Origin of the sequence: Paenibacillus sp. PvR098 (assembly GCF_017833255.1) — a bacterium.
Classification (GTDB): domain Bacteria; phylum Bacillota; class Bacilli; order Paenibacillales; family NBRC-103111; genus Paenibacillus_G.
Map to the genome: position 1 here is coordinate 3,527,467 of NZ_JAFIBU010000001.1, position 25,595 is coordinate 3,553,061.

27 protein-coding genes are annotated in these 25,595 nt (G+C 47.3%); 19 read left to right on the plus strand and 8 right to left on the minus strand.

What is annotated here, in order from left to right; all coding sequences use genetic code 11:
• Positions 1-383: 383 nt before the first annotated feature.
• A complete protein-coding gene (locus tag JOE45_RS17505; protein ID WP_210023094.1) occupies positions 384-686 on the plus strand; it encodes a helix-turn-helix domain-containing protein in 303 nt (100 codons plus the stop codon).
• A gap of 331 nt (positions 687-1,017) precedes the next feature.
• On the opposite strand, the gene JOE45_RS17510 is transcribed toward JOE45_RS17505, so the two are convergent.
• Positions 1,018-2,196 carry an NAD(P)/FAD-dependent oxidoreductase gene (locus JOE45_RS17510; protein WP_210023093.1) on the minus strand — a complete coding sequence of 393 codons (1,179 nt, stop codon included), beginning with the start codon at positions 2,194-2,196 and terminating at the stop codon, positions 1,018-1,020.
• Positions 2,197-2,222: 26 nt separating this feature from the next.
• Positions 2,223-2,663 carry a DUF1641 domain-containing protein gene (locus tag JOE45_RS17515; protein WP_210023092.1) on the minus strand — a complete coding sequence of 147 codons (441 nt, stop codon included), beginning with the start codon at positions 2,661-2,663 and terminating at the stop codon, positions 2,223-2,225.
• A gap of 411 nt (positions 2,664-3,074) precedes the next feature.
• On the opposite strand from JOE45_RS17515, the gene JOE45_RS17520 reads away from it, so the two are divergent.
• The 11 genes from JOE45_RS17520 (at position 3,075) to JOE45_RS17570 (ending at position 13,856) form a co-directional block, all read left to right on the plus strand.
• Positions 3,075-3,446, plus strand: a complete 372-nt coding sequence (locus JOE45_RS17520) for a GNAT family N-acetyltransferase (protein WP_210023091.1) — start codon at positions 3,075-3,077, stop codon at positions 3,444-3,446.
• Between the two features lie 189 nt (positions 3,447-3,635).
• Positions 3,636-4,418, plus strand: a complete 783-nt coding sequence (iolB, locus tag JOE45_RS17525; protein WP_210023090.1) for a 5-deoxy-glucuronate isomerase — start codon at positions 3,636-3,638, stop codon at positions 4,416-4,418.
• Between the two features lie 373 nt (positions 4,419-4,791).
• A complete protein-coding gene (locus JOE45_RS17530) occupies positions 4,792-6,084 on the plus strand; it encodes a hemolysin family protein (RefSeq protein ID WP_210023089.1) in 1,293 nt (430 codons plus the stop codon).
• 281 nt (positions 6,085-6,365) lie between these two features.
• Positions 6,366-7,535, plus strand: a complete 1,170-nt coding sequence (locus tag JOE45_RS17535; RefSeq protein WP_210023088.1) for an ABC transporter substrate-binding protein — start codon at positions 6,366-6,368, stop codon at positions 7,533-7,535.
• Positions 7,536-7,662: 127 nt separating this feature from the next.
• Complete coding sequence (locus JOE45_RS17540; RefSeq protein ID WP_210023087.1) at positions 7,663-8,526, plus strand: branched-chain amino acid ABC transporter permease; 864 nt, start codon at positions 7,663-7,665, stop codon at positions 8,524-8,526.
• A 19-nt stretch (positions 8,527-8,545) separates the two neighbouring features.
• Complete coding sequence (locus tag JOE45_RS17545; protein WP_210023086.1) at positions 8,546-9,496, plus strand: branched-chain amino acid ABC transporter permease; 951 nt, start codon at positions 8,546-8,548, stop codon at positions 9,494-9,496.
• 1 nt (position 9,497) lies between these two features.
• Entirely contained in the window at positions 9,498-10,259 is a 762-nt protein-coding gene (locus JOE45_RS17550) for an ABC transporter ATP-binding protein (protein ID WP_210023085.1), read from the plus strand.
• On the plus strand, positions 10,259-10,975 hold the full coding sequence (locus JOE45_RS17555) for an ABC transporter ATP-binding protein (protein WP_210023084.1): 717 nt from the start codon (positions 10,259-10,261) through the stop codon (positions 10,973-10,975). The genes JOE45_RS17550 and JOE45_RS17555 overlap by 1 nt, the downstream gene beginning before the upstream one ends.
• Before the next feature lie 187 nt (positions 10,976-11,162).
• Complete coding sequence (locus JOE45_RS17560) at positions 11,163-11,960, plus strand: GDSL-type esterase/lipase family protein (protein ID WP_210023083.1); 798 nt, start codon at positions 11,163-11,165, stop codon at positions 11,958-11,960.
• Positions 11,961-11,971: 11 nt separating this feature from the next.
• A complete protein-coding gene (locus JOE45_RS17565; protein ID WP_210023082.1) occupies positions 11,972-12,883 on the plus strand; it encodes an ABC transporter ATP-binding protein in 912 nt (303 codons plus the stop codon).
• Entirely contained in the window at positions 12,876-13,856 is a 981-nt protein-coding gene (locus JOE45_RS17570; protein ID WP_210023081.1) for an ABC transporter permease, read from the plus strand. Before JOE45_RS17565 ends, JOE45_RS17570 begins: the two co-directional genes overlap by 8 nt.
• Positions 13,857-14,028: 172 nt before the next feature.
• Here JOE45_RS17570 and JOE45_RS17575 read toward each other — a convergent pair whose 3' ends face one another.
• Both JOE45_RS17575 and JOE45_RS17580 read right to left on the minus strand, forming a co-directional pair.
• Positions 14,029-14,160, minus strand: a complete 132-nt coding sequence (locus JOE45_RS17575; protein WP_210023080.1) for a stalk domain-containing protein — start codon at positions 14,158-14,160, stop codon at positions 14,029-14,031.
• Between the two features lie 26 nt (positions 14,161-14,186).
• Positions 14,187-14,366, minus strand: a complete 180-nt coding sequence (locus tag JOE45_RS17580) for a stalk domain-containing protein (protein ID WP_210023079.1) — start codon at positions 14,364-14,366, stop codon at positions 14,187-14,189.
• Between the two features lie 102 nt (positions 14,367-14,468).
• On the opposite strand from JOE45_RS17580, the gene JOE45_RS17585 reads away from it, so the two are divergent.
• The 4 genes from JOE45_RS17585 to JOE45_RS17600 all read left to right on the plus strand — a co-directional run bounded on the left by JOE45_RS17585 (position 14,469) and on the right by JOE45_RS17600 (position 18,393).
• A complete protein-coding gene (locus JOE45_RS17585) occupies positions 14,469-15,368 on the plus strand; it encodes an aldo/keto reductase (RefSeq protein WP_210023078.1) in 900 nt (299 codons plus the stop codon).
• Between the two features lie 23 nt (positions 15,369-15,391).
• A complete protein-coding gene (locus JOE45_RS17590) occupies positions 15,392-16,036 on the plus strand; it encodes a LytTR family DNA-binding domain-containing protein (protein ID WP_210023077.1) in 645 nt (214 codons plus the stop codon).
• 133 nt (positions 16,037-16,169) lie between these two features.
• Positions 16,170-17,684, plus strand: a complete 1,515-nt coding sequence (locus tag JOE45_RS17595; protein WP_210023076.1) for an acetyl-CoA hydrolase/transferase family protein — start codon at positions 16,170-16,172, stop codon at positions 17,682-17,684.
• Positions 17,685-17,973: 289 nt separating this feature from the next.
• On the plus strand, positions 17,974-18,393 hold the full coding sequence (locus tag JOE45_RS17600) for a YkvA family protein (protein WP_210023075.1): 420 nt from the start codon (positions 17,974-17,976) through the stop codon (positions 18,391-18,393).
• Positions 18,394-18,574: 181 nt separating this feature from the next.
• Here the strand turns inward: JOE45_RS17600 and JOE45_RS17605 are convergent, their stop codons facing one another.
• The 4 genes from JOE45_RS17605 to JOE45_RS17620 all read right to left on the minus strand — a co-directional run bounded on the left by JOE45_RS17605 (position 18,575) and on the right by JOE45_RS17620 (position 21,157).
• Positions 18,575-20,089 (minus strand): LysM peptidoglycan-binding domain-containing protein, encoded by a 1,515-nt coding sequence (locus JOE45_RS17605; protein ID WP_210023074.1) that lies wholly within the window; start codon positions 20,087-20,089, stop codon positions 18,575-18,577.
• A 110-nt stretch (positions 20,090-20,199) separates the two neighbouring features.
• Entirely contained in the window at positions 20,200-20,634 is a 435-nt protein-coding gene (locus JOE45_RS17610; RefSeq protein WP_210023073.1) for an Hsp20/alpha crystallin family protein, read from the minus strand.
• A gap of 24 nt (positions 20,635-20,658) precedes the next feature.
• Complete coding sequence (locus tag JOE45_RS17615; protein WP_210023072.1) at positions 20,659-20,901, minus strand: spore germination protein; 243 nt, start codon at positions 20,899-20,901, stop codon at positions 20,659-20,661.
• A 13-nt stretch (positions 20,902-20,914) separates the two neighbouring features.
• Complete coding sequence (locus JOE45_RS17620) at positions 20,915-21,157, minus strand: spore germination protein (RefSeq protein WP_461479682.1); 243 nt, start codon at positions 21,155-21,157, stop codon at positions 20,915-20,917.
• A gap of 139 nt (positions 21,158-21,296) precedes the next feature.
• Here JOE45_RS17620 and JOE45_RS17625 point away from each other — a divergent pair, with 139 nt between their 5' ends.
• The 3 genes from JOE45_RS17625 to JOE45_RS17635 all read left to right on the plus strand — a co-directional run bounded on the left by JOE45_RS17625 (position 21,297) and on the right by JOE45_RS17635 (position 25,502).
• Positions 21,297-22,808: an ATP-binding protein gene (locus JOE45_RS17625; protein ID WP_210023070.1), complete on the plus strand. Its 1,512-nt coding sequence runs from the start codon at positions 21,297-21,299 to the stop codon at positions 22,806-22,808.
• Positions 22,809-22,983: 175 nt separating this feature from the next.
• Entirely contained in the window at positions 22,984-24,744 is a 1,761-nt protein-coding gene (locus tag JOE45_RS17630) for a LytS/YhcK type 5TM receptor domain-containing protein (protein ID WP_245247054.1), read from the plus strand.
• Positions 24,741-25,502, plus strand: a complete 762-nt coding sequence (locus tag JOE45_RS17635) for a LytR/AlgR family response regulator transcription factor (RefSeq protein WP_210023068.1) — start codon at positions 24,741-24,743, stop codon at positions 25,500-25,502. The genes JOE45_RS17630 and JOE45_RS17635 overlap by 4 nt, the downstream gene beginning before the upstream one ends.
• Positions 25,503-25,595 lie beyond the last annotated feature (93 nt).

The following is a 25,595-nucleotide window of genomic DNA, read 5'->3' on the forward strand; positions in this document are numbered from 1 at the left end:
AAGTAATTATAAACATTGTAAACCAGTATATGGTATATTAGTAGTGGCAATAGAGTATTTTCTGTATATATAACGCGGAGTCCGATTCTAAATCTAAGGTAAATATTGTATTTAACTGAAAGTCGTAAATCGATGAATGACTCGTACGTGAGCAAAAGAAGGACTACTCGAAACCTGCTCAAAAAGCGGTTCTCTAAACCCTTGTCCCAATAAAACCACAGATTTGTTTTGATACGGGGTCTTCCTGCTATATTTAATTCTGCAGGTATTCAAATCAGAACTACAAAAAGTGCTTTAGATATAATTACTGTACAAATTATAACGTATTCGTTATAATTTTATGTTACTCTGACTAAGATAGAGAATGTAAGGGAGTCGTTCCAGTGTATAAATACGAATTCGTCAGTTTACCCGAAGTTGATGAATTCATTAAAGAAATCGAAGAGAGGAAAAACCGGGGCGACAAGGATGCAAAAATTATGTTCGATAAGATTATTTATTGCATGGAACGTGTTCGCTTACAAGGAACTCGTGCCGGTGCTATTGCTCGTTTCGAGGGTGATACGACCGTTCCGCGCATCGATACGATTATCCGTGTCGCGATGGCACTAGGCGTAGACCTAACCTTAGTCCCTTCCGAACATTCCGGACATCATCAAGCTGCAGCAACAGCCGTATATGCTTGAACGTTTTATACTAAAGATAGGGATTTACTTGTTTTATTATGAATCAAAGTTAATGTATCAGCCGGAAGCTTTATCACACCTCCCCAAACATCCTAAGAATCACGCGGCGTCGAATTGTGGATTTACCACACCACGGTTCGTCTCCATAAATAACGAGAGCTTCGACCGTTTGCGCTCGAGGCTCTTTTCTGTTTTTAAGACATTACTTTTAACTAAACAGCTAAGAGTACTGAATTATTACGACTAGCGACCTTCATCCTCAATAAGTTAACGTTCCCAAAAACAACAAGCCTTCGGGAAACCCGAAAGCTTGTTCTCAGAAAAACTAATTTTAATAAGCAAGGGCAAACAAGCCGTTAATGTGGGAAAGGTAGCGGGCGTTGCTCGCTTTTTTCATAAGGGAAGCCGGTGTGCCTTTCAATTCAATACCGCTTTCGCCGATAGAGCCGATACCGTCTTTACGGCCCAGGCTGGCGAGCGTTCCTGAAAAGACAGGGGAGAAGGCATCCATTTTGCCGCCTTTGAAGGAAGCCGCGATATTCGCGCCGGCGAGCTCACCCATCTGCCATGCCAACTGTGCAGTTGGAGGATATGGACGGCCTTCAGGACCGAAGACGACCGCACAGTCGCCCGCGAGGAATACTTCAGGGTGGGATACGGATTGCAGGAATTCATTAACCGTTGCACGACCGCGATTGACTTCAATGCCGCAGTTGGCTACAAGCGAGCTGCCTTGTACGCCGCCAGTCCAAACCAGCGTGTTGGTATCGATGGTTCTGCCGTCCTTCAGGCTTACCGTTGAGCCGTTCACTTCTGTAATCGCCAAACCGGTCAAGAACTGCACGCCGCGTTTTTCCAGACTCACTGTCGCGCGCTCGATCAAATCTGCAGAGAAAATCGGCAGAATGGTTGGCATGGCTTCAACAAGGTAGAGTGATATATCTGCGAAATCCACACCATTTTTGCGGCAGATGCCTGGCAGCTCATCCGCGAGCTCGCCGACTAACTCTACGCCTGTGAGGCCGCCGCCACCGATGACGAATGTAGCGTCCGCTTTATTTTTAGTTTTGCTGTATTCACGGATACGTTCTTCAACATGCTTATAAATGCGGTTGGCATCGGCTACGGATTTCAATGTAAAGCTGTTTTCTTGAAGACCTGGAATACCAAAATAGTTGGTTTCGCTGCCCAATGCTAAAACTAATGTATCGTAATGGTGTGTTGTGCCGTCAGCCACTAACACTTTGCGCGCTTCCAAATCAATATGTTCAACTGCGCCGACTTTTATGTTGATATCCTTGCCCTTAAGCAATTTTTGCAATGGCAATGCAATAGCCTTCTCTGCAACGTTACCTGCTGCCAGACGGTGCAGTTCCGTAATAATTTGGTGCGATCCCACGCGATTAATGACAGTAATCGAAGCTTCTTCTGCTGACAAATGTGCACGTGCGGAAATCGCGCTTAACAAGCCGCCATAGCCGCCACCTAATATCAAAATTTGTTTTTTCACGTTTATCCTCCGTTCTGTGACATCAATTAGTCTTGTTGTTTTCTTTCGTTCATAATATCCAGGTATGCTTGTGCAAAACGAAGCATTTTTTGAAGCTCAGGATCTTTCAGCAATTTCAGCATGCCAAATACGCCGATGGTAGCATCACTTTGCTCAGCACGATCATTGGCTTCGATAGCCGCAGACGCATACCCCTTCACCTTTTCTTCAAGCGGCTTCACCACTTCTTGGATGCCGCCTACCATGTCCTGAATAAGCACGCGGTCTGTAGCTACCTTTTGTGCCAAATCATACGTCTTCGTCAGCAGTGTCATCATTTCGGTGAGCTTCGGAAGTTGGTCTACCAGCACAGTCAAGGATTCTTGTACTTCGGGCTTTAACAATTGATCCAGCACATCCGGCCTAGAGATCCCGTGTTCCGCGGAAGTTTCTTGCTCCTCTGACTTTTGAATGGTTGTTTCTAACATTGCTACATTCCTCCTTAATTCGTCTAAATAGTACCCGCTCGCTGCTGCAGATCATAAGATGTATATATAATAAACGTAATTTATTTATTATATCTTACCCTTGTGAAAATCTTCACATTAAATCCATTGAGTATGCATACATCCGAGCTGCTTATTCTATTGTACACCTAATCTGCAATTTTTGCATGATTCTTTGCCATTTTTTTAGTTGTAAATTTCTTGCCAGCTCGTCACACGGAATGGAACAAGCTTATTCATGATCTGCTGATTTGGCCGCGAATTATTTCTCCATCCGGTTTCTGTAACGTGAGTTTGCTTCATAAGCCTAGGCTTGGGGTAATGAAGTGTCAAGCTGCAGCTTGACTCAACAATGGGGACCATAACAACTCTACTCAGGAGGTGCACGGAACCATGAATGAAGAAAAGGCAACGGTTAGGGCAGAGACCGAGGAGATTTCGGCACAAAAGCTTGGAACCAGCTATATACTCCGTGGAATAAACGGTACGGTGGGAGAGATTACGTACCAGCTTGTTGATGTGGACACCTGGATTATCGATCACACTTATATCGATTCCCGTTACCGTGGGCATAATTTAGGACGGCTGCTGCTTGATTTTGTAGTTGAAGAGGCGAGAGAGAAAGGGAGAAAAATCATTCCCTCCTGTTCTTACGCGCTTGAACAATTCAAGCGCAATCCCGAATACGCAGACGTTTGGGAAAGAGGGGAAAACAGGTATTCCGACCCCTACAGCTCGAATAGTGCTGCTTTATCAAAGGACTAACATATCCCAAGCGGCTCTCAAATACCTAAACGAATACAATCAAAAGACACTGGCCATAGGTCGGTGCTTTTGATTGTGTACATTTTCTCTACTCAAAACTATTGATATGTAAGCGCTTATAACATATGATTAGGAATGATTCATATATGGTGCACACATTGATTTCCATAGAAAAAAGGAGTGGCAGCATTGGCTTATCTGTTCAAAGCGCAGGAAGTAGTAGGTTATCAAGACATTATCAAAGAGGATCACGATTTAAAATATCTTGCGTTCGGCAAAATTTCATTAAATGAAGGCAAAGAATATGCAAGCCAAACAGGTGACTATGAAACGGCCTTAGTGATTTTGACAGGTAAGGTGACGGTTGCTTGTGAACATGAGAAATGGACTGACCTGGGAGAACGGAACAATGTATTTGAAGGAAAAGCAACCACAGTTTACATACCTTGTCAATCTGAATATTATGTAACCGCACAAACGAATGATGTTCAAATCGCGGTTTGTAAAGTGAAAGCAGAGAAAAAGTGTAAACCTTTTGTTGTCAGACCGAACGATGTTGCAGTTCATCCTCGGGGCAAGGAAACATGGCAGCGGGAAGTCAATGATATCATCGGCGACAACGGAGAAGGTCGTGTCCATCGTATGCTATTAGGGGAGACCTATCTTCAGGCCGGGCATTGGTCAAGCTATCCTCCTCATAAATTTTCTTCCGATGAGCGGCATCTTGAGGCGTTCTTTCTTTATTATTTCAACCCTGAGCAAGGGTATGGTATCCAAATGCATTACACGGAGGATCAAAGTATTGATCAAGCCTATGTCGTAAGAAGCGGGGATAGCTTCGCAGTGGATAAGGGGTATCATCCTCTTAGTGCAGCGGGCGGATACCAAATCTATTATTTATGGATTATGGCTGGAGATCAAGGCAGAACATTAGTGCCTTATTTTGATCCTGCCCATACATGGCTTAAGTAAATAAATGTATTATGACCTAATTGCAAATCAAGGCTTGCAGTTAGGTTTCTTTATTCCCCGCGGGGAATAATGGGGTTCCAAAGTCACCCATTTTCCCATAAAATGCCGGGATGGAAAATGATTTTTTGGGAATCCTGTGGAGGAGCTTACAATGAGAAACTTGACATATGAGATATTTATTTGTAAATATTATAGTGGAGGTGGGTAAGTTTATGGACGACCTATCGGGGGACAATTATCATTGTATCCGTGTAATGAGTAGTCATTTGAATAGACGACGTGAATAAAGGCAAGAGACTCTCAATTATGATTTGAAGGGTTCTTTTGTCTTTTTATGGTTATATGGATTCAATTAAATGGAGGATGAGCAAGCTTGGAAATTATCATACTTATTGTTCTTATATTATTGAACGCCTTCTTCGCCGCGTCTGAAATCGCTCTGATTTCTCTAAACGACAACAAAGTGAAACTTATGGCCGAGGAAGGCAACAAAAAGGCCGTTATGCTCTACAAACTGTTAAAAGAGCCAAGCCGGTTTTTGGCTACTATACAAATCGGGATCACTTTAGCCGGATTCATGGCGAGCGCCTTTGCTGCCGAAAGCTTTGCGGGGAGCTTAGCCCGCGTCATTTACGAAACTGGAGTACCGATCCCGCAAGCCACACTAGAGACGATATCCGTGATCTTTATTACCCTGATATTGTCCTACTTCACGTTAGTATTCGGTGAATTAGTGCCAAAGCGGCTGGCCATGAAAAAGGCAGAAGCCATCTCCATGATCGCGGTGCGGCCTTTGACCCTATTGTCGGTCATTACATCTCCGTTTGTTAAGCTGCTTACGGGTTCTACCAACGTAATTGTTCGTCTGTTCGGCGTGGATCCCCATGCGAACGATGAGCAGGTAACCGAAGAGGAAATCCGCATGATGGTGGATGTGGGCAAGGAGCGAGGAACGATTCAGGAAAATGAAAAAATGATGATCGACAATATTTTTGAGTTCGATAATAAAGTGGTTTCTGATATTATGACTCACCGAACCAATATCGTGGCTATTCCGATCACGGCGTCGCTGAAAGAAGTCATTCAATTGATCCATATGGAGAAGTATACAAGATTCCCGGTTTTTGAGAAGGGAATTGACAATATTGTCGGTATCCTGCATGTAAAGGACATTATCCTGTGTCTGGAAGGCAATCATGAGCAGGTTCTTGATATCAAGGACGTGATACGTAAGCCGTATCTTATTCCGGCTGCAAAGCGGATTGATGAGCTGTTCAAGGATCTGCAGAGGGACAATGTCCATATGGCGATTGCTATTGATGAATATGGGGGAACGGCCGGCATTGTGACGATAGAGGATTTACTTGAGGAAATCGTCGGCAATATTTTTGACGAGCATGATGAGGAAGAGAAGGAAATTATCGTGATCGATGACAATACATTTATGGTGCAAGGCACAACGAACTTAGATGATGTGGAAAAATTCCTTAACGTGGAGCTGGAGACGGATGAATACGAAACGTTAAGCGGCTTCCTGATCGGACAGCTGGGCAGGATTCCCGACCAAGGCGAAAATCCGGTTCTGGAGTGGAACGGTATCGTCTTTAAGGTGGAAGAAGCGGATGAAAAGCGGATACTGAAGGTAAAAGTGTGCAGAGCGGTGTAATACGCGAATCACGATTCACCAGCCTACAATTAGAATAGATACAGCAAAATCCACGGACCCTCGGGTCGGTGGATTTTGCTTTGTAATGAAGGGGTTTAGATGAAAAGAGTGTTGAGTGGATGGCAGGGGGAACATGGCATACATCCATTTTTATGAATTTGAATATATTAGGGAATAAACAAAGAAAATGTCGAAATAGAGAGACATTTATTATTGACACTCTGTTAATAAATTTGTTACATTCTTCTTTATTAATACTTTTCTAAAAAGGGAGATGTATCATGAGACAGAGAAAACGTATGGGTACCGTGCTTTCAGCGGTTCTTAGCTTAGCGCTGCTGGCAGGGTGCGGCGGGCAACCTGCGGCAACGGACAGCGGGTCTGGGGCAGCTGCCGGTAATGGCGAGCAAGTGGCCAAAATCGGTTATATCGGTTTTATTTCCGGAAGCGGGGCAGCTTATGGTGAAGCCCAAAAGCAAGGTTTAGAGATTGCTCTAACCGAGTTGAACGAAGCAAACAAAGGAAAATTAAAAATCGAACTGCTGACTGAAGATTCGGGAGGTAAGAAAGAAAGCGCTATCAACGCTGCCAATAAATTGATTAACCAAGATAAAGTCGTTGCAATCATCGGACCGACCCTGTCTGGCGAAATGTTTGCTGTTGGACCGCTGGCGAGCGAATCAGAAACCCCGATTCTCGGAATTTCCAATACAGCTGAAGGCATTAACGATATTGGCGAATACGTATTCCGCAATTCCTTGCCGGAATCCGTCGCGATTCCCGCGGCTATGGAAGTGGCTGTGAAGAAGCATGACATTAAGAAAGCGGCGTTCATTTATGCGAAAAACGACGATTTCTCCGTGTCCGGGTTTAAAACGATGAAGGCAACGGCTGAAAAAATGGGATTGGAGAACCTAGGTGAAGAATCGTTCTCGAATGGGGATGTCGATTTCGCCGCACAGCTGACCAAGATTAAAGCGACCAATCCGGATGCTTTGTTCGTATCGTCCTTATATAAGGAAGGTTCTCTAGTTGTGAAAAAAGCGCGTGAAATTGGTCTGAACGTACCGATTATCGGCGGCAACGGCTTCAATAACCCGCAAGTGCTGGAGATTGCCGGCCAAAGCGCGGAAGGGCTTATCGTAGCAACTCCGTTCAGTACAGACAATAAAGAAGAGCATGTACAAAATTTTGTGAAAAAATTTGAAGAGAAATATGGTAAAAAACCGGATCAGTTTGCGGCTCAGGCGTACGACGGACTGCACATTGTTGCTCAATCGTTGTTGAAAACAAATAAAGCCGACGACCGCAATGCGCTGCGTGAGGAATTGGCCATACTGAAGGACTTCAATGGCGTATCAGGCAAGCTTTCCTTCGATGAAAATCGTAATCCGATCAGTGTGCCGTTAGTCGTTACAGTTGAAGGCGGCAAGTTTGTGACGTTTGAATAGGCAAGCTTTCGTGTAGCACTTGTTGGAGATAGAAAAAGTTGAATAGTAGGGAAACTAACCAAGTTACCCGGGTGCTGCCCGGGTAGCTTGTTTCGTAAGCCCATTTTGCAAAAAAGGAGGAGAACGCATGATTTGGCAGCAGCTTTTCAACGGATTAACCGTCGGAAGCACTTATTCATTGATCGCTATTGGCTATACGCTTATTTTCGGTGTACTGCGTATTATCAACATGGCACATGGTCAGATCTTTATTTTCGGGTCGCTTGTGGGACTAAGTCTCACAGTTAATTCCGGATTGCCGTTCATGGTTGCATTTCCCGTTGCGATAATTGTATCGGGGATATTGGGGCTCGTGCTTGAATTCACCGCGCTTCGGCCTCTTAGGAAAAAGAACGTGCCGCACTTGGCGCCTTTAATCAGCACGATTGGTTTCGCCATCCTAATAGAAGAATTGACTCATGTTTTCTTTGGAGCGGACTCCCGATCGGTGCCGGCTGTTGGAGCGACGGTTTTTCATGTAGGGCCCTTACAGATGCGTGTGGCGGATCTGATCATCATTGGGATCTCACTGTTTTTAATGGTTGTTCTGAATTACTGGATTCAAAAGACCAAAATGGGCAAAGCGCTTAGAGCGACAGCGGAGAATACGGAAACTGCAGGGATTCTGGGCATCAACACCAACGCTGTCATTATAATGACCGTTGTGGTTGCTTCGGCTCTTGGCGGTATAGCCGGAATGCTGATCGGTATTGCTTATTCCGCACTGATACCCACTATGGGTCTTACACTGGGCTTCAAAGGCTTGGCAGCACTTATCCTTGGCGGAGTAGGCAGCATTCCCGGGGCGATGGTGTGTGGCGTGCTTATCGGCATGGCAGAAGTATTAGCCGTTGCCTATGGCGATTCCTCTTACAGGGATGCTGTTGCCTTCGGTATGATTATTGTCATTCTGCTCATTCGGCCGCAGGGCCTGTTTGGGAAAAAGGCGTAAAGGGGGATAATGAGAAGAAATGGACTTTTTAAATCCTTATACGCTGCAGGTATTCACGTTTTTGTTCCTGAATTTAATTTTGGCAATTAGTATTTATATTACCTTGTCTACGGGACAGCTTTCGCTTGGACATGCAGGGTTTATGAGTATTGGCGCGTATACCGCATCCATTGCTACCAAATCGGCCGATTTGCCGTTGATTGTTGCATTGATCCTCGCGGTTATCATTACCGGAATTGTAGCTTTAATTATTGGTTATCCCACATTAAGGCTTCATGGGTTGTATCTGGCTATTGCTACCCTTGGTTTTGGTGAAGTTGTCCGGGTCATTATGCTGAACTTAAATATCACTAACGGTGCCCTGGGCATGACCGGATTGCAATCGATCGGAACACGGCTATACGATCTGGAGAAGTTAATCGGTCTGGATGCATCCGCACTGGGTATTTCCGTAGCTCAAATGAAAGCATTATCGACCTTAATTGCGATGATACTGTTGTTTATTATCATTTTGTTATGCCAAGTTCGTTTGGACCGCTCCCGGGTTGGCCGTGCGTTTAGCGCCATTCGTGCGGATGAAACAGCAGCCCGTGCAATGGGCATCAATATTACGTATTACAAGATGCTGGCTTATTTGATCGGTTCCATGCTCGCGGGCCTTGGCGGCGGACTCTATGCCCATATTACGACAAGCATTACTCCTGACGATTTCAATTACCACCGGGTTGTGGAAATCCTATCGTTCGCCGTTATCGGCGGTTCGGAGGTCATTATCGGTCCGCTCTTTGGGGCGGCGCTGCTAACAGGATTACCTGAGTATTTGCGCGTCTTGGCCGAATACAAAATGATTTTCTACGGCAGCTTATTGATTCTCGTTATGGCTTTCCGTCCGCATGGCTTGATTACGGCCAGCACATTTGCCAAATGGAAAAAACGTAAAAGTAAATCTTCCGGCAAGGGAGGCCAGTAACATGCTGCTCGAATTAAAACAAATCGGTAAAACATTCGGCGGGATTAAGGCCCTGTCGGACGTGAATTTTACCTTAGATAAAGGTCAGATTCTTGGTTTGATCGGACCTAACGGGGCTGGGAAAACCACAATTTTCAACATGATTACAGGCATTTTTCCGCCGACTAAAGGAAGCATTGTTTTTGACGGAACGAATTTGCTGCAGCTGCCTCCACATAAAATTACGGAGCTGGGCATCGCTCGTACTTTTCAAAACATCCGTTTGTTCGGTCATATGAGCGCTTTGGAAAACATCAAGGTCGGGATGCATACGGTAACCAAATCCGGTTACTGGGCTTCTCTTCTGCATCTGCCGGGTCAAAAGAAAGAAGAGGCTCATGTACAGGAACGTTCGATAGAGCTGCTCGAATTCGTTGGCCTGAAGGACGTTGCCGATATCCGGTCCGATACGCTGGCGTATGGGCAGCAGCGCAGACTTGAAATCGCTCGGGCGCTTGCGACGAATCCGAAGCTGCTTTTACTGGATGAACCGGCAGCGGGAATGATCGAGAGTGAGACGCACGAGCTGATGGATCTGATCCGCAAAATTCGCGACAACGGTACGACGGTGCTGCTTGTAGAGCACGATATGCCACTGGTAATGAACCTGTGCGATCGAGTGGTATGCATCAATTTCGGCGTAAAAATTGCTGAGGGCGCACCTGAGGAAATCCAAAACCATCCTGATGTCATCGAGGCTTACCTCGGGAAGGAGGATGACTGATGCTTACGATACAAAATCTCGAAACGTATTATGGCAACATTCGTGCATTAAAGGGCATTTCGCTTGAAGTGCCCGAAGGGAAAATCGTTTCTCTGATCGGCGCTAACGGGGCCGGGAAGACGACGATGATGAAGACGGTGGCCGGTGTGCTTACGCCGCGGAACGGTTCCATCACCCTTAACGGTAAGCAGGTACAGGGAATGAAGCCGCACCAATTGGTCAAGGAAGGACTTGCTTTGGTGCCAGAAGGGCGGCAGGTGCTTGCTCCGATGACCGTGCTTGAGAACCTTGAGCTTGGCGCCTACCAGCGTAACGATCGTCAAGGCATACAGCAAGACATTGAGAAGATGTTCGCTTGGTTCCCGATTCTGAAAGAGCGGGTGGACCAACTGGCTGGAACGATGTCCGGCGGACAGCAGCAAATGCTTGCGATCGCCCGTGCGCTGATGTCCCGTCCGAAGCTGCTGCTGCTTGATGAGCCTTCGATGGGTCTTGCTCCGATCATTGTTTCGGATATTTTTAAAGTCATCCAGCAGATCAATCAAGAAGGAACAACGGTGTTGATCGTGGAGCAGAACGTTCGACAAGTGCTTAAGATTGCAGACTACGGATACGTTCTCGAATCCGGACAAATTGTCCTCAGCGGCGAGGCGAAAGATTTGCTGCACAATGACCGGGTGAAAGAAGCGTATCTCGGCGGCAAGAAGCATGCATGAGGAGTTATATATCACATAGAAGGACAGACGAATGATGAATTCATTCGTCTGTCCTTTCTTTATTATTTAGTATGCAGCATCGTCTTTGCTAGAAGCTGATCCGTTTTTAGTTTCTATTCATCTTCTTTTCAGCTTTTTGTGCTATGTTCGGAAAAAAAGTAAGTAGGGAAGGTGGATGGGGAGTACGATGAGAGAGAGATCGATTCATTGGCTTATGGTCGTATCGGCCATATCTTGTCTGATCTGGATGGGCGGTCTGGCTTGGACGCTCCAGCATTACTTAAGCGATGCGGCGGCAGCTCCTGCGGAGAGGGCTCCTGTCTCCGAGGAGAGTTCGCCTGCACCAGTGCTGGAGAATGATGATGGGAGCTTTCGGCTGCTTGCGCTTGGCGATTCTTTAACTAGAGGCAGCGGGGATCCGGAAGGAAGGGGCTATGTCGGTTATTTGTTGGATCACCTGAAGGAGAAGTCGGAGCAAAAAGTTATAATGGAAAATTATGGGGTAGATGGGCAAACCTCTAGTCAGCTGGCCTTGCTCCTTCAAGAAAGAGAGCTGCTGGCTCAAGTGAAAGCCGCTGACGTCATCGTCATCAGTATAGGCGGGAATGATTTGTTCCGGGGTGGGGAAACGCTGGGGCATCTGGATCCGGTGAAAATTCAAGAAATCGAGGATACCTATTTGCGCGAGCTTGATGGGATTCTGAAGCAGCTTCGGGAGGAAAACGCCGCAGCGAGGATTTTTCTGATCGGCTTGTACAATCCGTTCATCGAACTGCAGGATACGGAAACCACAAGCAAGATCGTAAGAGACTGGAACTATAAAGCTGCCGAGGTCGCGGCCCAACATCCGCAAACCATTTTGGTTCCGACCTTCGACTTGTTTCAATTGAAAGTCCAAGATTATTTGGCGAGCGACTTGTTTCATCCTAATGCAGCCGGGTACCGTTTAATCGGGGACAGGGTAGCTTCGTTAATTACTTGGTAGGAGGTGGGCGTATGAGCGAGATTACACTGTCGGTGCAAGGCCTGAGAAAGGTCATTGGGAAGCGGGAGATCATTCAAGGTCTCGATTTTGAGTTAAAGCGCGGCGAGGTGTTTGGTTTTCTCGGACCTAATGGCGCGGGAAAAACCACAACCATTCGAATGCTGGTGGGGCTCATTAAGCCTACGGCCGGCACCATTCGAATATGCGGCTATGATATAGATAAGCAGTTCCCAGAGGCGATGAGGAATCTGGGATGTATCGTTGAAAATCCCGAGCTATACTCCTACTTGAGCGGATGGAGCAATCTGCAGTATTTTGCCCGAATGATGGAGGGGATAGACGAGGCACGGATCACGGAAGTGGTGAAGCTGGTCGGCTTGAGCGCGAGAATTCACGATAAGGTAAAGACCTATTCGCTGGGCATGCGCCAAAGGCTCGGCATCGCGCAAGCATTGCTGGGGAGCCCGAAGGTTCTGATTCTGGATGAGCCAACCAATGGGCTGGATCCCTCTGGCATTCGGGAGATGCGGGAATTCATACGCTATTTGGCTGAAAAAGAAGGCTTAAGCGTACTGGTGTCCAGTCACTTGCTCAGTGAAATTCAGCTGATGTGTGACCGGGTCGCGATTATTTCGAAAGGACGAGTCGTTCAAGTGGGCGCGGTGCACAGCCTTCTCGCTCATCAAGAACGGGTCATTTGGCGGTTATCCCCCCTGTCGAAAGGGATTCGGGTTTTGCAGGAGCGAACGGGTTCGTTACAGATGGAAGGGGACACCTTGATTACCCCCTATATCGAGCAGGAGGTCGGGCAATGGAATCAAGCTCTGGTGGAAGCGGGAGTGACCGTGACGGAAATGAGCCGCAGGCTTCCCTCACTGGAGGATCTGTTCATTGAGCTGACGGGAGGGCAAAGCATTGATTAACCTGGTCTATAACGAAATGGTGAAGCTGACCGGAAAGAGAAGACTGCTGATCGTGACGCTGATTATTGGGATCCTGATCTCCTTGTTTACTTATGCGCAGTATCGGCAGGCGGAAGAAAACCGCAAGCGATTTGGAGATATCGATTGGCGTATGGCTTTGGAGCAGCGAATTGCGAATTGGGAGAACCGATTAACGAATCCCCGGACGACGGAGGAATCGCGGCAAAGTCTGGAGATTCGCATCGCTCAGCAGCGATACTATTTAGAGCATGACATTAATCCGGCTGAGCCCGGTGCTCCGACATTCGTGAGAGGTTTTGTGGAGAATAGCATCAATCTGCTCCTGCCCTTAATGGTGATGGTCATCGCGGCAGATTTGGTATCTTCTGAGCATAGCGGAGGCACCATGAAGGTACTGCTGACGCGGCCTGTAAGAAGATGGCGAATTTTACTCAGCAAATATTTGGCGCTGCTGTTTTCGGTGTCGTTCATTATTACGCTATTTGGCTTGCTATCGGCTCTCATATCCGGGATGGTGTTCGGCTTTCAGGGCTGGTCAGCGCCGGTTCTTACAGGATTCTCAGTAAGTGAGGGACAGTTGGATTCATCGGGTGTGACGATGGTGCCTCAGTGGCAGTTTATCCTGATGGCGCTGGGACTGGCATGGTTTGTTTCGGTCGTGGTCGCTACGATAACATTCATGCTCTCAGTCCTCGTTCGAAGCACTGCTGCGGTCATGGGGATTATGCTGGCCTGCCTCATTGCCGGGACGATTCTGAATGCGATGGTCGCCTCTTGGGAATCGGCAAAGTATCTGTTTATGGTCAATCTGCAGCTTATTGATTACCTGGAGGACGCTGCTCCGCCAATCGCGGGCATGTCGCTGGGCTCCTCGCTGTTAGTGCTTCTGGTCTGGGGTGCTGCGGCGCTGATCATTTCCTTTGTATCGTTTACCAGGCGGGATGTGTATTAGTTGATAAAAAAGGCAGTGACCCTGCAAGGACCCATGCGGTGGTGGTTCTTTGCAGGCGATTTCAGCGTACGTCCCCGCTCCGTAAATTTGACGGCAAGAACATCAGTTCTGAATGTATTAACCGGGTGTGTCCTGAGGAACGAAGATCATGCTGCGGTTTCCATGTGTAAACTTAACCTCTGTAAGCGCCGCTGTCAGGCTTCGGAAGCTGGGACTTGTCCGTCGAGATAAGAACGGAACGGCTGTCTCCGTCCCATTCGATCTTTTCCCCGAGAGCTTCACCGACGAAGCGCAGCGGCACCATGGTCGAACCGTTGACGATTTCCGGGGCTACTCAAGGTCTGTTTGAGTTTGACCGATCCACGCGCCCTTCCAACCGATTTGCAAGCGTATAGCTTTATCGCCTTTGTTCGCATCGATGATCTGATTCTCTCCATCCCACTCAACGGTTGCGTAGAGCCTTTTGGCTGCAGCCTTGTTTGAAACGACGGTTAGATTGATCTGCTCCAAGCCGGCGTATGATTTTGATGGTTGGGTAAGGAAAAATATTGGTTTAACGCGTTTTGTTGGGGTAAGAATATCAAGGTTGGCATGTTGAAGGAGATGGTGAAAATGTCTAAACATAACAGTGAACAAATTCAATATATAAATAATGCTAATGCTGAACACCAGGTTCAACTTTCAGACGGAACCTTATTGCCAAGACTGGGTCAGGGAACCTGGTATATCGGGGATGAGCCGTCGAAGAGAAAAGAGGAGATTCAAACCTTAAGACTCGGTGTGGAGCTAGGAATGCACCTGATCGACACGGCTGAAATGTATGGTGACGGAAGAGCGGAGTCTCTGGTTGGAGAGGCCATCGAAGGAATCAGAGATGACGTCTTTTTGGTATCCAAGGTGTATCCGCACAATGCGGGACTAGGACGTATAGCCAAAAGCTGTGAGGATAGCCTGAAAAGACTAAAGACGGACAGACTCGACCTTTATCTGCTTCATTGGAGAGGGATCGTTCCTTTAAGCGAAACGATAGAAGGTATGGAACGCTTGGTTGAAGCGGGAAAGATTTTGAGATGGGGTGTCTCGAATCTGGATACGGATGATATGAAAGAATTGTTCCGTTTGGATAAAGGGGCCCATTGTGTAACCAATCAAGTGCTCTATCATTTGGGATCCCGCGGCATAGAATATGATTTGCTGCCTTGGCAAAGAGAGTTTCGCATGCCGATTATGGCATACTGTCCTATGGCGCAGGCAGGTTCTTTAAGAAAAGGTCTAATAGGGAACCCGGTGGTTAAGGATATCTCCGAAAGGCGTGGGATTACACCTTTCCAGCTCCTTTTAGCATGGTGCATAAGAAACGGAGATGTCATAGCCATACCTAAAGCCTCAACAGAAGACCATGTGCTGGAGAATGCCGCGGCAGGCTGCATTGAATGGACTGAAGAAGAGTTAAGAAGACTGGATGAAGTATTTCCGAAGCCTTCTAGAAAAGTTCCTCTCGATATCGTATGATGGTTTTGAAGAAGGTGCGTGACATGGAGCATTTTACAATGGATTCAATATTTAGTGCGATAGGGGAACTGTTCTCTGATGAAACCTCTATTGCTGTTTCAAATACAACGGAATATATATATTACCGTCCAAGCAAACGGATTGATCTGAAAATAAAGTCAGGTGATCCCATTAAAGAGGGGACCATTACGCATAAAGCGTTAGCCGGTAAACAAAAAATCTCCGAGTTTATTGACCGTGACATCTTCGGAGTGCCCTATTACGGCATGGCGGTTCCTTTGCTCCAAGAGGGCCTGATTACGGGGTGCGTTTCTGCGATTTTTCCTACCCTGACGACCGGGAAATCCGTCGTAACCGTGAAATATCATGACGGTTGGGTCCCGATTCCTTATCCAGAAGTGATGTATCTGGAAGCCAGCGACCGCAAAACGTATGTGGTAACTGAAAAGCTGTCCGGCACCCATAAATATACCTTGAACGAATTTGACTTCCTTTTGCCGAAGGATTACTTTGTGCGATGCCATCGTTCTTATATTGTGAATGTAAACCATATCAAGGAAATTTACCCCGATACCCATTCAACCCTTGTGCTCATTATGAAAAACCAAACCAAGATCACAGTCAGTCAATCGTACACCAGTTACTTCCGGAAATTGCTTGGCTTTTGAAGATAAAACTGTGCCTCAGTCGACAATATTCGTGTTCTGTCCCGTTTTTCATCCATCTCATCCAAAAATCTCTCCCCCTTGATGGCCATCGTTTAAAATGATGAAAAAGACATGTCGATAGGGGGAGAGCCTTTTGGAAAGCGTTTATAATCGAATCAGAAATCAACATTTACAACACAAGGTCGTTTCTGCGGAAGAAGCTGCTTCTTGGATTACAAACGGTATGACACTGGGTTTAAGCGGCTTTACTCGTGCGGGAGATGCGAAAGCGGTTCCCATGGCGCTGGCAGAGCGTGCCAAAACCGAAAAAATGAAAGTGAATGTGTATACCGGTGCTTCGCTTGGGTCGGATATTGATAAATTATTCGCTGAAGTAGGCTTGCTGCACAAACGTCTTCCTTTCCAGGCCGACCCTGCCATGCGCAAAAAAATTAACCAAGGCGAATTTTACTTTATAGATCAGCATCTGTCGAAAACCTCGGAAATGGTACGCGGGAATGTGCTGGACCCGATTGATTTTGCCATTGTGGAAGCGATTGCAATAACCGAAGACGGCATGATTATCCCGTCGACCTCTGTAGGAAATTCGATGGTCTTCGCGCAGCACGCGAAGTCCGTTATCGTTGAAATTAACCTGGCCCAGCCACAATCGCTAGAGGGACTTCACGATTTGTACGAGCCAGGCAAGCAGGGAGAACGTTCCCCCATTCCATTAACGAGGCCGGATGACCGGATTGGGTCTCTAGGTATACCGGTGGACATGAATAAGATTCGAGGGATCGTCTTCACGAACCAGGCCGATTCTCCGTCTACCATCGTAGCGCCGGACAAGGAAACGGAAATGATCGCGCAGCATCTCATCTCCTTTTTGCGTCAGGAGGTCCGGGAAGGACGCTTAACGAATCGTCTCGCTCCTCTCCAGTCCGGAATCGGCTCGGTCTCCAATGCCGTCTTCCATGGCTTCCTGCAATCGGAATTTACGGATCTGGAGGTATATTCCGAAGTGCTCCAGGATGCCGTGTTCGATTTAATGGATGCGGACAAGGTCCGCTTCGCCTCCTGTTGTTCTATTACGCTGTCGGGTTCGAAGATGGAAGAAGTGTTCCCTAATCTCGAGAAATACCGCGACCGTCTCATGTTAAGGCCGCAAGAGATTTCCAATCACCCCGAGGTGATTCGCCGAATGGGATTAATCGCGATTAATACGGCGCTCGAATTCGATATTTACGGCAACGTGAACTCAACGCATGTTATGGGGACGAACATGATGAATGGCATAGGAGGCTCGGGGGATTTTGCACGGAACGCCCGCTTGGCGATTTTTGTCACCAAATCGATCGCAAAAGACGGGAATATATCCAGTATCGTGCCATTTGTTTCTCATGTGGATCATACGGAGCACGATGTGGACATCGTTGTCACCGAGCAGGGATATGCAGATTTACGAGGGCTGGCTCCGAGAGAGCGTGCAGAGCTCATCATTCAACGCTGCGCTCATCCGATGTATCGGGAGCCCTTAATGGAATACTATAAGGAAGCCCTCACTAGAGGCGGGCAAACTCCTCATGTCTTGGAAAAAGCGCTGTCATGGCATACGAATTATGCGCAGTCCGGGACGATGCTTCAGAAAGTTTTGCAAAGAGGATAATAAGACATAAGAAAGCACCTGAAAGGGTGCTTTTTCGTGATATCATGCGACACTCATTTTGTAAAAAACAAACCCTGAGCAGGAAAGTAAAGACGTTTAAGCTAAACAAGCTGTTTTTATTATTATTATGCGGTTTAATGTAAAATAGAGAGAGCGGAGGTCTCTTCTCCTGCATACAGCAAGCGGGAACTATGATACCGCGGTAGCACATGCAGGCAAACGGACGGAAACAATCACAGTTGCGGTGTAAAGATAAGAGCGTCTTTATCATAACGGAGGGAATTCATGAATGGACAATTCAAAGTATGAAAAGCATTACTCGGAGACGAGATTATGGTCAAAGCTGGGCAAATATGCCAAGGATGCGGGGATGAAAGTAGTATACAGCGGCTTGCTGCTTTATTACGCGCTGGAGAGTCCCCGTATACCGCTGAAGGCAAAGATTCAGATATACGGCGCTTTGGGCTACTTGATATTGCCGTTGGATATCGTTCCTGACATTCTTCCCGTAGTTGGATATGTAGATGATTTAGGAGCGCTGATGTTAGCTGTAGGCGCGGTTGCAATGAATATGGATCATGACGTGAAGCAAAAAGCAAAAAATAAATTAAAGGATTTTTTTGGGGAAGATGCGGCCCAGCATCAAGATATCATTGACGTCGATGCGCAGATCGTTGATGATGGCGATTCGTCTCTAACCAAGCCATGACGGTCACGGAACCGGCCTAAGAATCGGCGCGAAATGCGGTAGATTTGTCGTTGTTACGCCGGGAATAAACGTAGTAGAACGCCAGAGTGTTGCGGCGGTGATCATGTTTTCTAAAGAGCTAGAGGCTGCCCCTCGGTTATAACGACTTCTGGGACAGCTTCAAATTTTGTACAGAAACAGGTTAAGTGACACTTTTTGCTACTACAAACTCCTTATCCAGCATAGTCCACATATCGGGGTCCTCCATTCCTAAGCGCCAGAGGGCGATTCCCCGGATGCCCATACGATAGGCCAGCTGCAGCTTTGCGCGAATACTCGCCGCATTTTCAAACCATACCTCATGTTCATTTCCCGATTCATCCGTGTAAGCAAACATAGGTGTCTGCGTCCTTTGATCGAAAATGACAGCCTTGTTGTATTTTTTTGCACGCTCCATCGCCATATCGTAAGTCACATACGTGTTCCTTTTCGTGGTTAAGTTGAAATCAAAGCCGAATACAGAAACAGCAGCCGTTATTTTCCTGCCGGGCATTTTGGTTAAGGCATACTTGACTACACTCTCCATCCATCCGATGGAAACGACGGGTCCGGGCCCGCTTCCCGGCCACCCGTGTTCATTATAAAGCATGACCACGAATTCATCGACGGCTTCCCCAATCACCGCATAATTGAAGGGAGCGGAAAAAGGGTTAGTCGGAGCGTCTGAAGTTCGTGACGGAGTGGCAACGGAATAATAATATCCCGTTTTTCTCAGTTCTTGACCTAATTCTCTGTAAAATGCGGAAAGCAGCTCCCTATCCTCATAATGAACATCCTCAAAGTCGATATTTACACCGTCAAAGTTATACGTCTGCAGGAGCTTGATCGTGTTTTGAATAAAGGCTTTGCGGGTATCGGAGGTGGCCAGCGTTCGCCGTACCACTTCTTTGTTGGCTTCCTGGTTTCCCCGCTCATAAAGCAGGTTATGGATGGTGGCCAGCATTTTCACGTTATGATGGTGGCCGAATTCCACGACTTTACGCATATAAGCATCATCAAAGACAGGAAATTTCTCCACTTGAGTCGGATTTTCCCGGTCTATTCGGAAATGAAACATTCCGGTATTCGATTGCAGGGCGGTATTTGCGGCAAAATCCTGGTAGGAACTGGGTAATGTCGGGCCTTCTTCTTCCGTATAATAAGTGAATATTTCCTGGATCGGACGCACTCCGTCATGCGGAACCAGGTTCACGATATCGCGGAAAATCCAGCCCGCCTTTCCATTATAGAGGCGAACGCGAACCCAGTCTCCCGCAATGCCGGTAACGGGAAGGCGGGCGCCGCGTTCCATCCGGGCGATCACCGGAAACCCTGTTCCCGCGTAGCTGCGTATATTGGCCGTATCTACGCTGACAATGACCTCCGTGTAGATGGGAATACGCAGTTTTTGCCCTACTTGCAGCGAGGCTGTTGTCAACTTGTTGAGCATCATCAACGCTTCTACCGTCGTATTAAATCTCGTTGCAATCGAATAGAGCGAATCGCCTGGCTGCACTACATACATGAAGGGCACGGAGACCGGGATGGTTAACGGTTGCCCAATGTATAATGCTGGAGAGGTAAGATTGTTCGCTTTCATTAGCGCCTCAACGGTAATCCCAAACCGTCTGGAAATCTGATAAAGAGTATCCCCTCGTTGAACAACATAAGTCAGCATGGGCTCTCCTCCTTTACCGTTTTATCGTTTCACCGTATCATGCTATGCAAAAAGCCCATACAAGGAGACTTCTTATTTTTGGAGATAGACGGTGTTGTTTGGCTCAGTGGCTATTCAACCGATATTTTGGTTTCTCTGTAGGGAGGGAGAGGAAATCGAAGGATGAGCATACCCTCTGCCAATTTGGCGGATACGGTGCTCAATTGTACCGGATAAGGGAGACGGACACTTCGTTCGAAGGTGCCAGTATAGCGTTCAGACAAGATAGAATCCTCTATGCTAATCCGGTTATTTTTCATTCCCTTAATATGAAGCGAATCGCCTATGATCGTAAGATCCAGTTCTTCCTTCCGAATGCCGGGCAGCTCCACAAGAATGAAGGTTTCCTCATTCGTATTGAACATATCAACAGGCGGGTTCCAACCCTGGCTTGCGGTTTGCGGAGAGTTGTCTTTTTCGTTAGCATCCATCATCGTATCCCAGAAGTCGCCGTTCGCACATTGGTTTGCAAATTCCATCCATTCCTTTACTCTTTTCATATTCATTCCGCTCACTCCCGTAGGAAGTACTTAAAACTGATTGGTTACAGGAGCCGAAGGGTTGGCAATTTGGTCCTGATCGCTAATATCCGGGTCTAAGGCAACATTAAACATGTTCGAAAATGTTGGGGATAAGTCTCCCAAAGCAAAATTGGATCCCACCAATTTGGTGTTGGCGGTATGGCTGTTATGAACTGTGGCGCCATTGTTAATATTTCCATTCTGCGTTACACCGTTTGTTTTCATTTTGGCGATATTTATGAGAAAAGGCATGCATAAAATCCTCCTAAATTTGATTGGCGTTCACATTATCTACGTTCCCGACTTCATTCTGGTCATTGACATCGGGATCAATATAAATATTTTTCATCGTCGCAGTGGGCGGTGCATGGTCTCCATACGAGGAATTTTCGCCTGTTGTTTTTGAGTTGGCCGTATGGCTGTTGTGGAACGACTCACCGATATTGACGGATCCGTTGTTGGAGATGCTGTTGATTTTCATGGAGAAAATGTTAATGACCGTAGACAATGGCATCCCCCTCCCCGTCACCCGACTTGAGTTCCTTAACATTATATGCGGGTGTTGGCCCAGAGATTAAGATTTTTTCGAGAACGTCAGTATGCTATGATTATGAAATAAAACGTACCAGTTTAAGGAGCCGCTTTGGATGAATAAGAAATTTAAAGTGCCTGTGAATAAGAAGACTCTCTTCTTATATACTTTGATCGTGGTTCTGCCCTTGTGCATATATAGTTTGATTTATTTGCATTTTAAATCTAAGCAAGCTTACTCACTCCTGGAGGAAACGGCTCATAGGTACTCAAGCTTCCATGCCTTGTACATCGAAAATTTTATCGGAGAAACGATTGGCAGATTAGGGAGTTTGGCTGTGGTTCTGAACCAGCAGGAGGATCATGATGATTTGCTCCAAAATGTGTTAATGGAAACGCATGAAAAAGATCGTCGTTTCTCAGGGTTTTATTGGGTAAATACGAATGGGGAAATTATCAATGCTTCTAATCCGCTTACAGATCCGGTCAACGTATCGGATAGAAGCTATTTTCAACAGGCCATACGTACAGGGAAGACTCAAATTTCTGAAGCGCATATGGGAAGGGTTACGGCAAGATATGTTTTTTCTATTGCTACACCAGTTATTAATCATGCCGGTCAAATAAAGGGTGTCTTGGTTGGAAGTATTCAACTGCATGTCATGGAAGAGATTATCCGAGAATTGGTCAGGGATGAGACGATCCAGCTTCTAGATAAGAACGGACAAATCTTATTTCAGACCGGGGATTTTCCTGCCGGCAATCATTGGGTAGATTCTTCCATCAATCTTGAAGTGGTACCTTGGAAAGTCAATTCGATGATGGAGCTGGATTACAAAAATTCGATCTTGAAACCGTTTTTGCATAATCTGATTATGGCCTTCTTAGTGGCCCATGTCTTTTTTATGCTGGTTCAGTCGTTTCTGTTAAAGCGGCAAATGGCAAGAGAGCTAAGCCAGAATGAAGCGGATAAGCTTAAATTAATAGGAACCATCGCAGCAAGCACGGCACATGAGATTCGCAATCCTCTTACAGGGATTAAGGGGTTTATCTCATTACTTAGCAGGAAGTATACGGACGAGCAGGATCAATACTATCTCTCATTAATCCAAACCGAAGTGGACCGAATAAATACGATTGTAAGCGAACTGCTCATTGTTGGAAAACCGACGATAGCTTCGAAGGAGGTCAATCATGTCAATGAAATCCTTACGGAAATCATCCCTCTGATTGAATCAGAAGCGCATTTGCACAATGTTCAGTTATTCATTAACCTGACGAATGAACCGATTCATATTATGGTTTCTAAGGACCATCTTAAACAAATTGTACTGAATCTGACCAAAAATGCTTTAGAGTCCATGGAATCAGGTGGTCAGCTGTTCATTTCTTCAGGAAGGACAGAGGAGCATGTGTGGGTGAAGATTAAGGATACAGGCAAAGGGATGCCGCCAGAGGTTCTAAAAAATATATTTGTCCCTTTCTTTACGATGAAGGAGGATGGGACGGGGCTTGGACTCGTTGTGTGCAAGCGGATTCTGGATAGCTACGGAGGCACCCTGCTGTTAGACAGTCATGAAGGTGAAGGTACGGAGGCAACGATTCAGCTCCCGCTGGTCAATAAATAAAGGAAAGACACGGCATGGGGGTGTATGAATGGAAAAGGGGCAGTAGAGAGCTTGGCGCGAGCATCAAAATTGGATATACCGACTGCGTGAATGAAAACAAAAGATGATCCTCAAGGTGTGAGATCGATTGTTAACGCTTAACATAAAGGGGCTTTCTGTCTGAGCAACGGGAGGAATGCTTTTGGAACAGCTCTTACTGGTATTGTTCGAACGAATGGGGATGCTTCTGATCCTGATGTTTACCTTGACCCGAATTCCCCTCTTTCGGAATATACTGGATCGGGATATCGATGTACGAACGGGTACTGTGTTTGCTCTACTGTTTGGCTTGATCGGCATTGCGGGGACGTATTCGGGAGTCGTGGTGAGCCCGGGGGTGATCGATTCAACGTTTTGGGTGTCCGCGCTCGCATCAGATGAGATCATGGCTCATTCCGCGCTCATCGGCGTTGTGATGGCCGGCTTACTTGGAGGTGCTTACGTTGGTGCCGGAGCAGGACTGCTGGCTGGCCTCCATGCTTATTTGCTTGGAGGTCTTGCGGGTCCTTCCTATGCGGTTTCTACCCCTTTGATCGGGCTTCTGGCTGGCCTTGTTGCCCGGTTCTTTCATGAAGAGAGAATCATCGCTCCCATTAAGGCGATGTTTATCGGGGTGTTTGCCCCCATTCTGCAGATGGGTATTCTGTTGGTGTTTACCACCTCCTCACAAACCGCTATTGAGCTTGTCAATCAGATCGGCGTTCCGATGGTGATCGCCAATAGTATTGGGATCGCTATTTTCGTCGCGATGATCCAGGTCGCGCTCAATGAGGAGGAACGCGCGGCAGCGTTTGAGACGCAGCGGGCATTGACCATTGCGGAGATGGTTCTTCCCCATCTGAAGGAAGGTTTGACCTACACAACGGCAGAGGCGACTGCATCCATACTGATGCGGGAATTGCAAGCCGATGCGGTTGCCGTGACGGATACGCAGCGGATCCTTGCTCACGCGGGTATCGGCACATCCCGGCACGTTCCCGGGGAACCCTTGGCAACCGAGCTGTCCAAACGGGCTATCCGAACCGGTGAAATTCAAATGGCGATGCATCGGGATGAACTTCAGCCTCATCATGAAGCTTTGGGGGCGGCCCTCATCGTGCCGTTCAACCAATCGGGCCAGACGGCGGGATTGATCAAAATATATTTTCGCAGCTCCAAGCAGATTCGCAAGGTGGAGGAGGAGTTTGCGCACGGTTTTAGCAGGCTGATCTCCAGTCAGCTCACGATCGCGCTGGCGGAGAAGCTCGAGGCGCTGATGAAGGATGCTGAGCTGAGGGCTTTGCAGGCGCAAATTAATCCGCATTTTCTGTTCAACACGCTGAATTCGATCGTGACGCTCATCCGGATCGATCCGGACAATGCACGCCACGTCACAGTGCAGCTAGGGCAGTTTATGCGGACGAGCCTCAAGATTACCCAGTCGCCGCTCATTCCGCTCTATCAGGAAGTGGAGCATTTGAACACGTATTTGGCAATCATTCGGATTCGATTTGCCGATCAGCTCAAGGTGGAATGCTCAGCGGAACCGGGTCTGGAAATGGTGCAGATCCCGCCGTCAACGCTGCAGCCGCTCGTGGAGAACAGTATCCAGCACGGACTGAAGAAGAAGGCCAGCGGCGGCTGGGTAAGGATTGAACTGAAACGGGAAGGGGAAATGGTGCGGATCGTTGTCGAGGACAACGGCTCAGGGATTCGGGAGGATTTCCTGGACAAGCTGGGTACAGCGCCGATGAGCGGGAGTGGAAGCACCGGTCTTGGCGTGCACAATGTGAATCAACGTTTAATCAGCTTGCTCGGCCCTGACTCTTCGCTTACGTTTGGGAACCGGTCGGAGGGCGGGGTGCGAGTCACGTTAGCGATACCTTATCGGAACGGGAAAGGAGGGACACACGAATGAAGCTTCGCATCATGATCGCGGAAGATGAACGGCTGGCAAGAGAAGAACTCATCTATTTGCTGTCCAAAGAGCCGGACATTGCGCTGCTCCCATCGGCCGCAAGCGGAGTCGAGGCCGTGGAGATGGCACAAAAGCATAAACCAGACGCTGTCTTTCTGGATATCGAAATGCCGGAAATGAATGGCATCCAAGCGGCTCATCTTCTGCATGAGATGGACCCGCGTCCGTTTATTATATTTACGACGGCCTATGATCAATACGCGCTGGAGGCGTTTCAGCTGGAGGCGGTGGATTATCTGCTCAAGCCTTATGATGAGGAGCGTTTTAGGCGGACGCTGGACCGCGTCCGTGCGAGAAATGCTGAATCCGGGGGCAATTCGGGAGTCCATAAGCAGACAGAAGCGCCGGCAGCTCCAGCTCATAAAAAGAACAAGCTTCTGGTAGATGACGGCGACCGTATGGTCGTGCTGGAGGCGGACCTTTTCCTGTATGCGGTTAAGGAAGAGAAGGTAACCCACATTCATATGGCGGACGGCCGCTCCTATGCAACGAAGCAGACGCTGCAGGAGCTTGAGGAGAGGCTTGGGGCCATGTTCTTTCGGCCTCACCGGAGCTATCTGGTGAATCTGGATTATATTCAAGAAATCGAGCCTTGGTTTAACGGCGCCTACAACGTCATTCTGAAGGATACAAACCGAACGAATGTTCCGGTTTCCCGGACTGCGGCGAAAGATTTGCTTCGGCTATTGCAGGGGTAATAAGAGCATCAACCTGATGAACAGTCCGCTCAGGACTGTTTTTCTGCAATTAAGGAGCGGATTTCGACGTTTCACACCGAAATCGGACTGGAT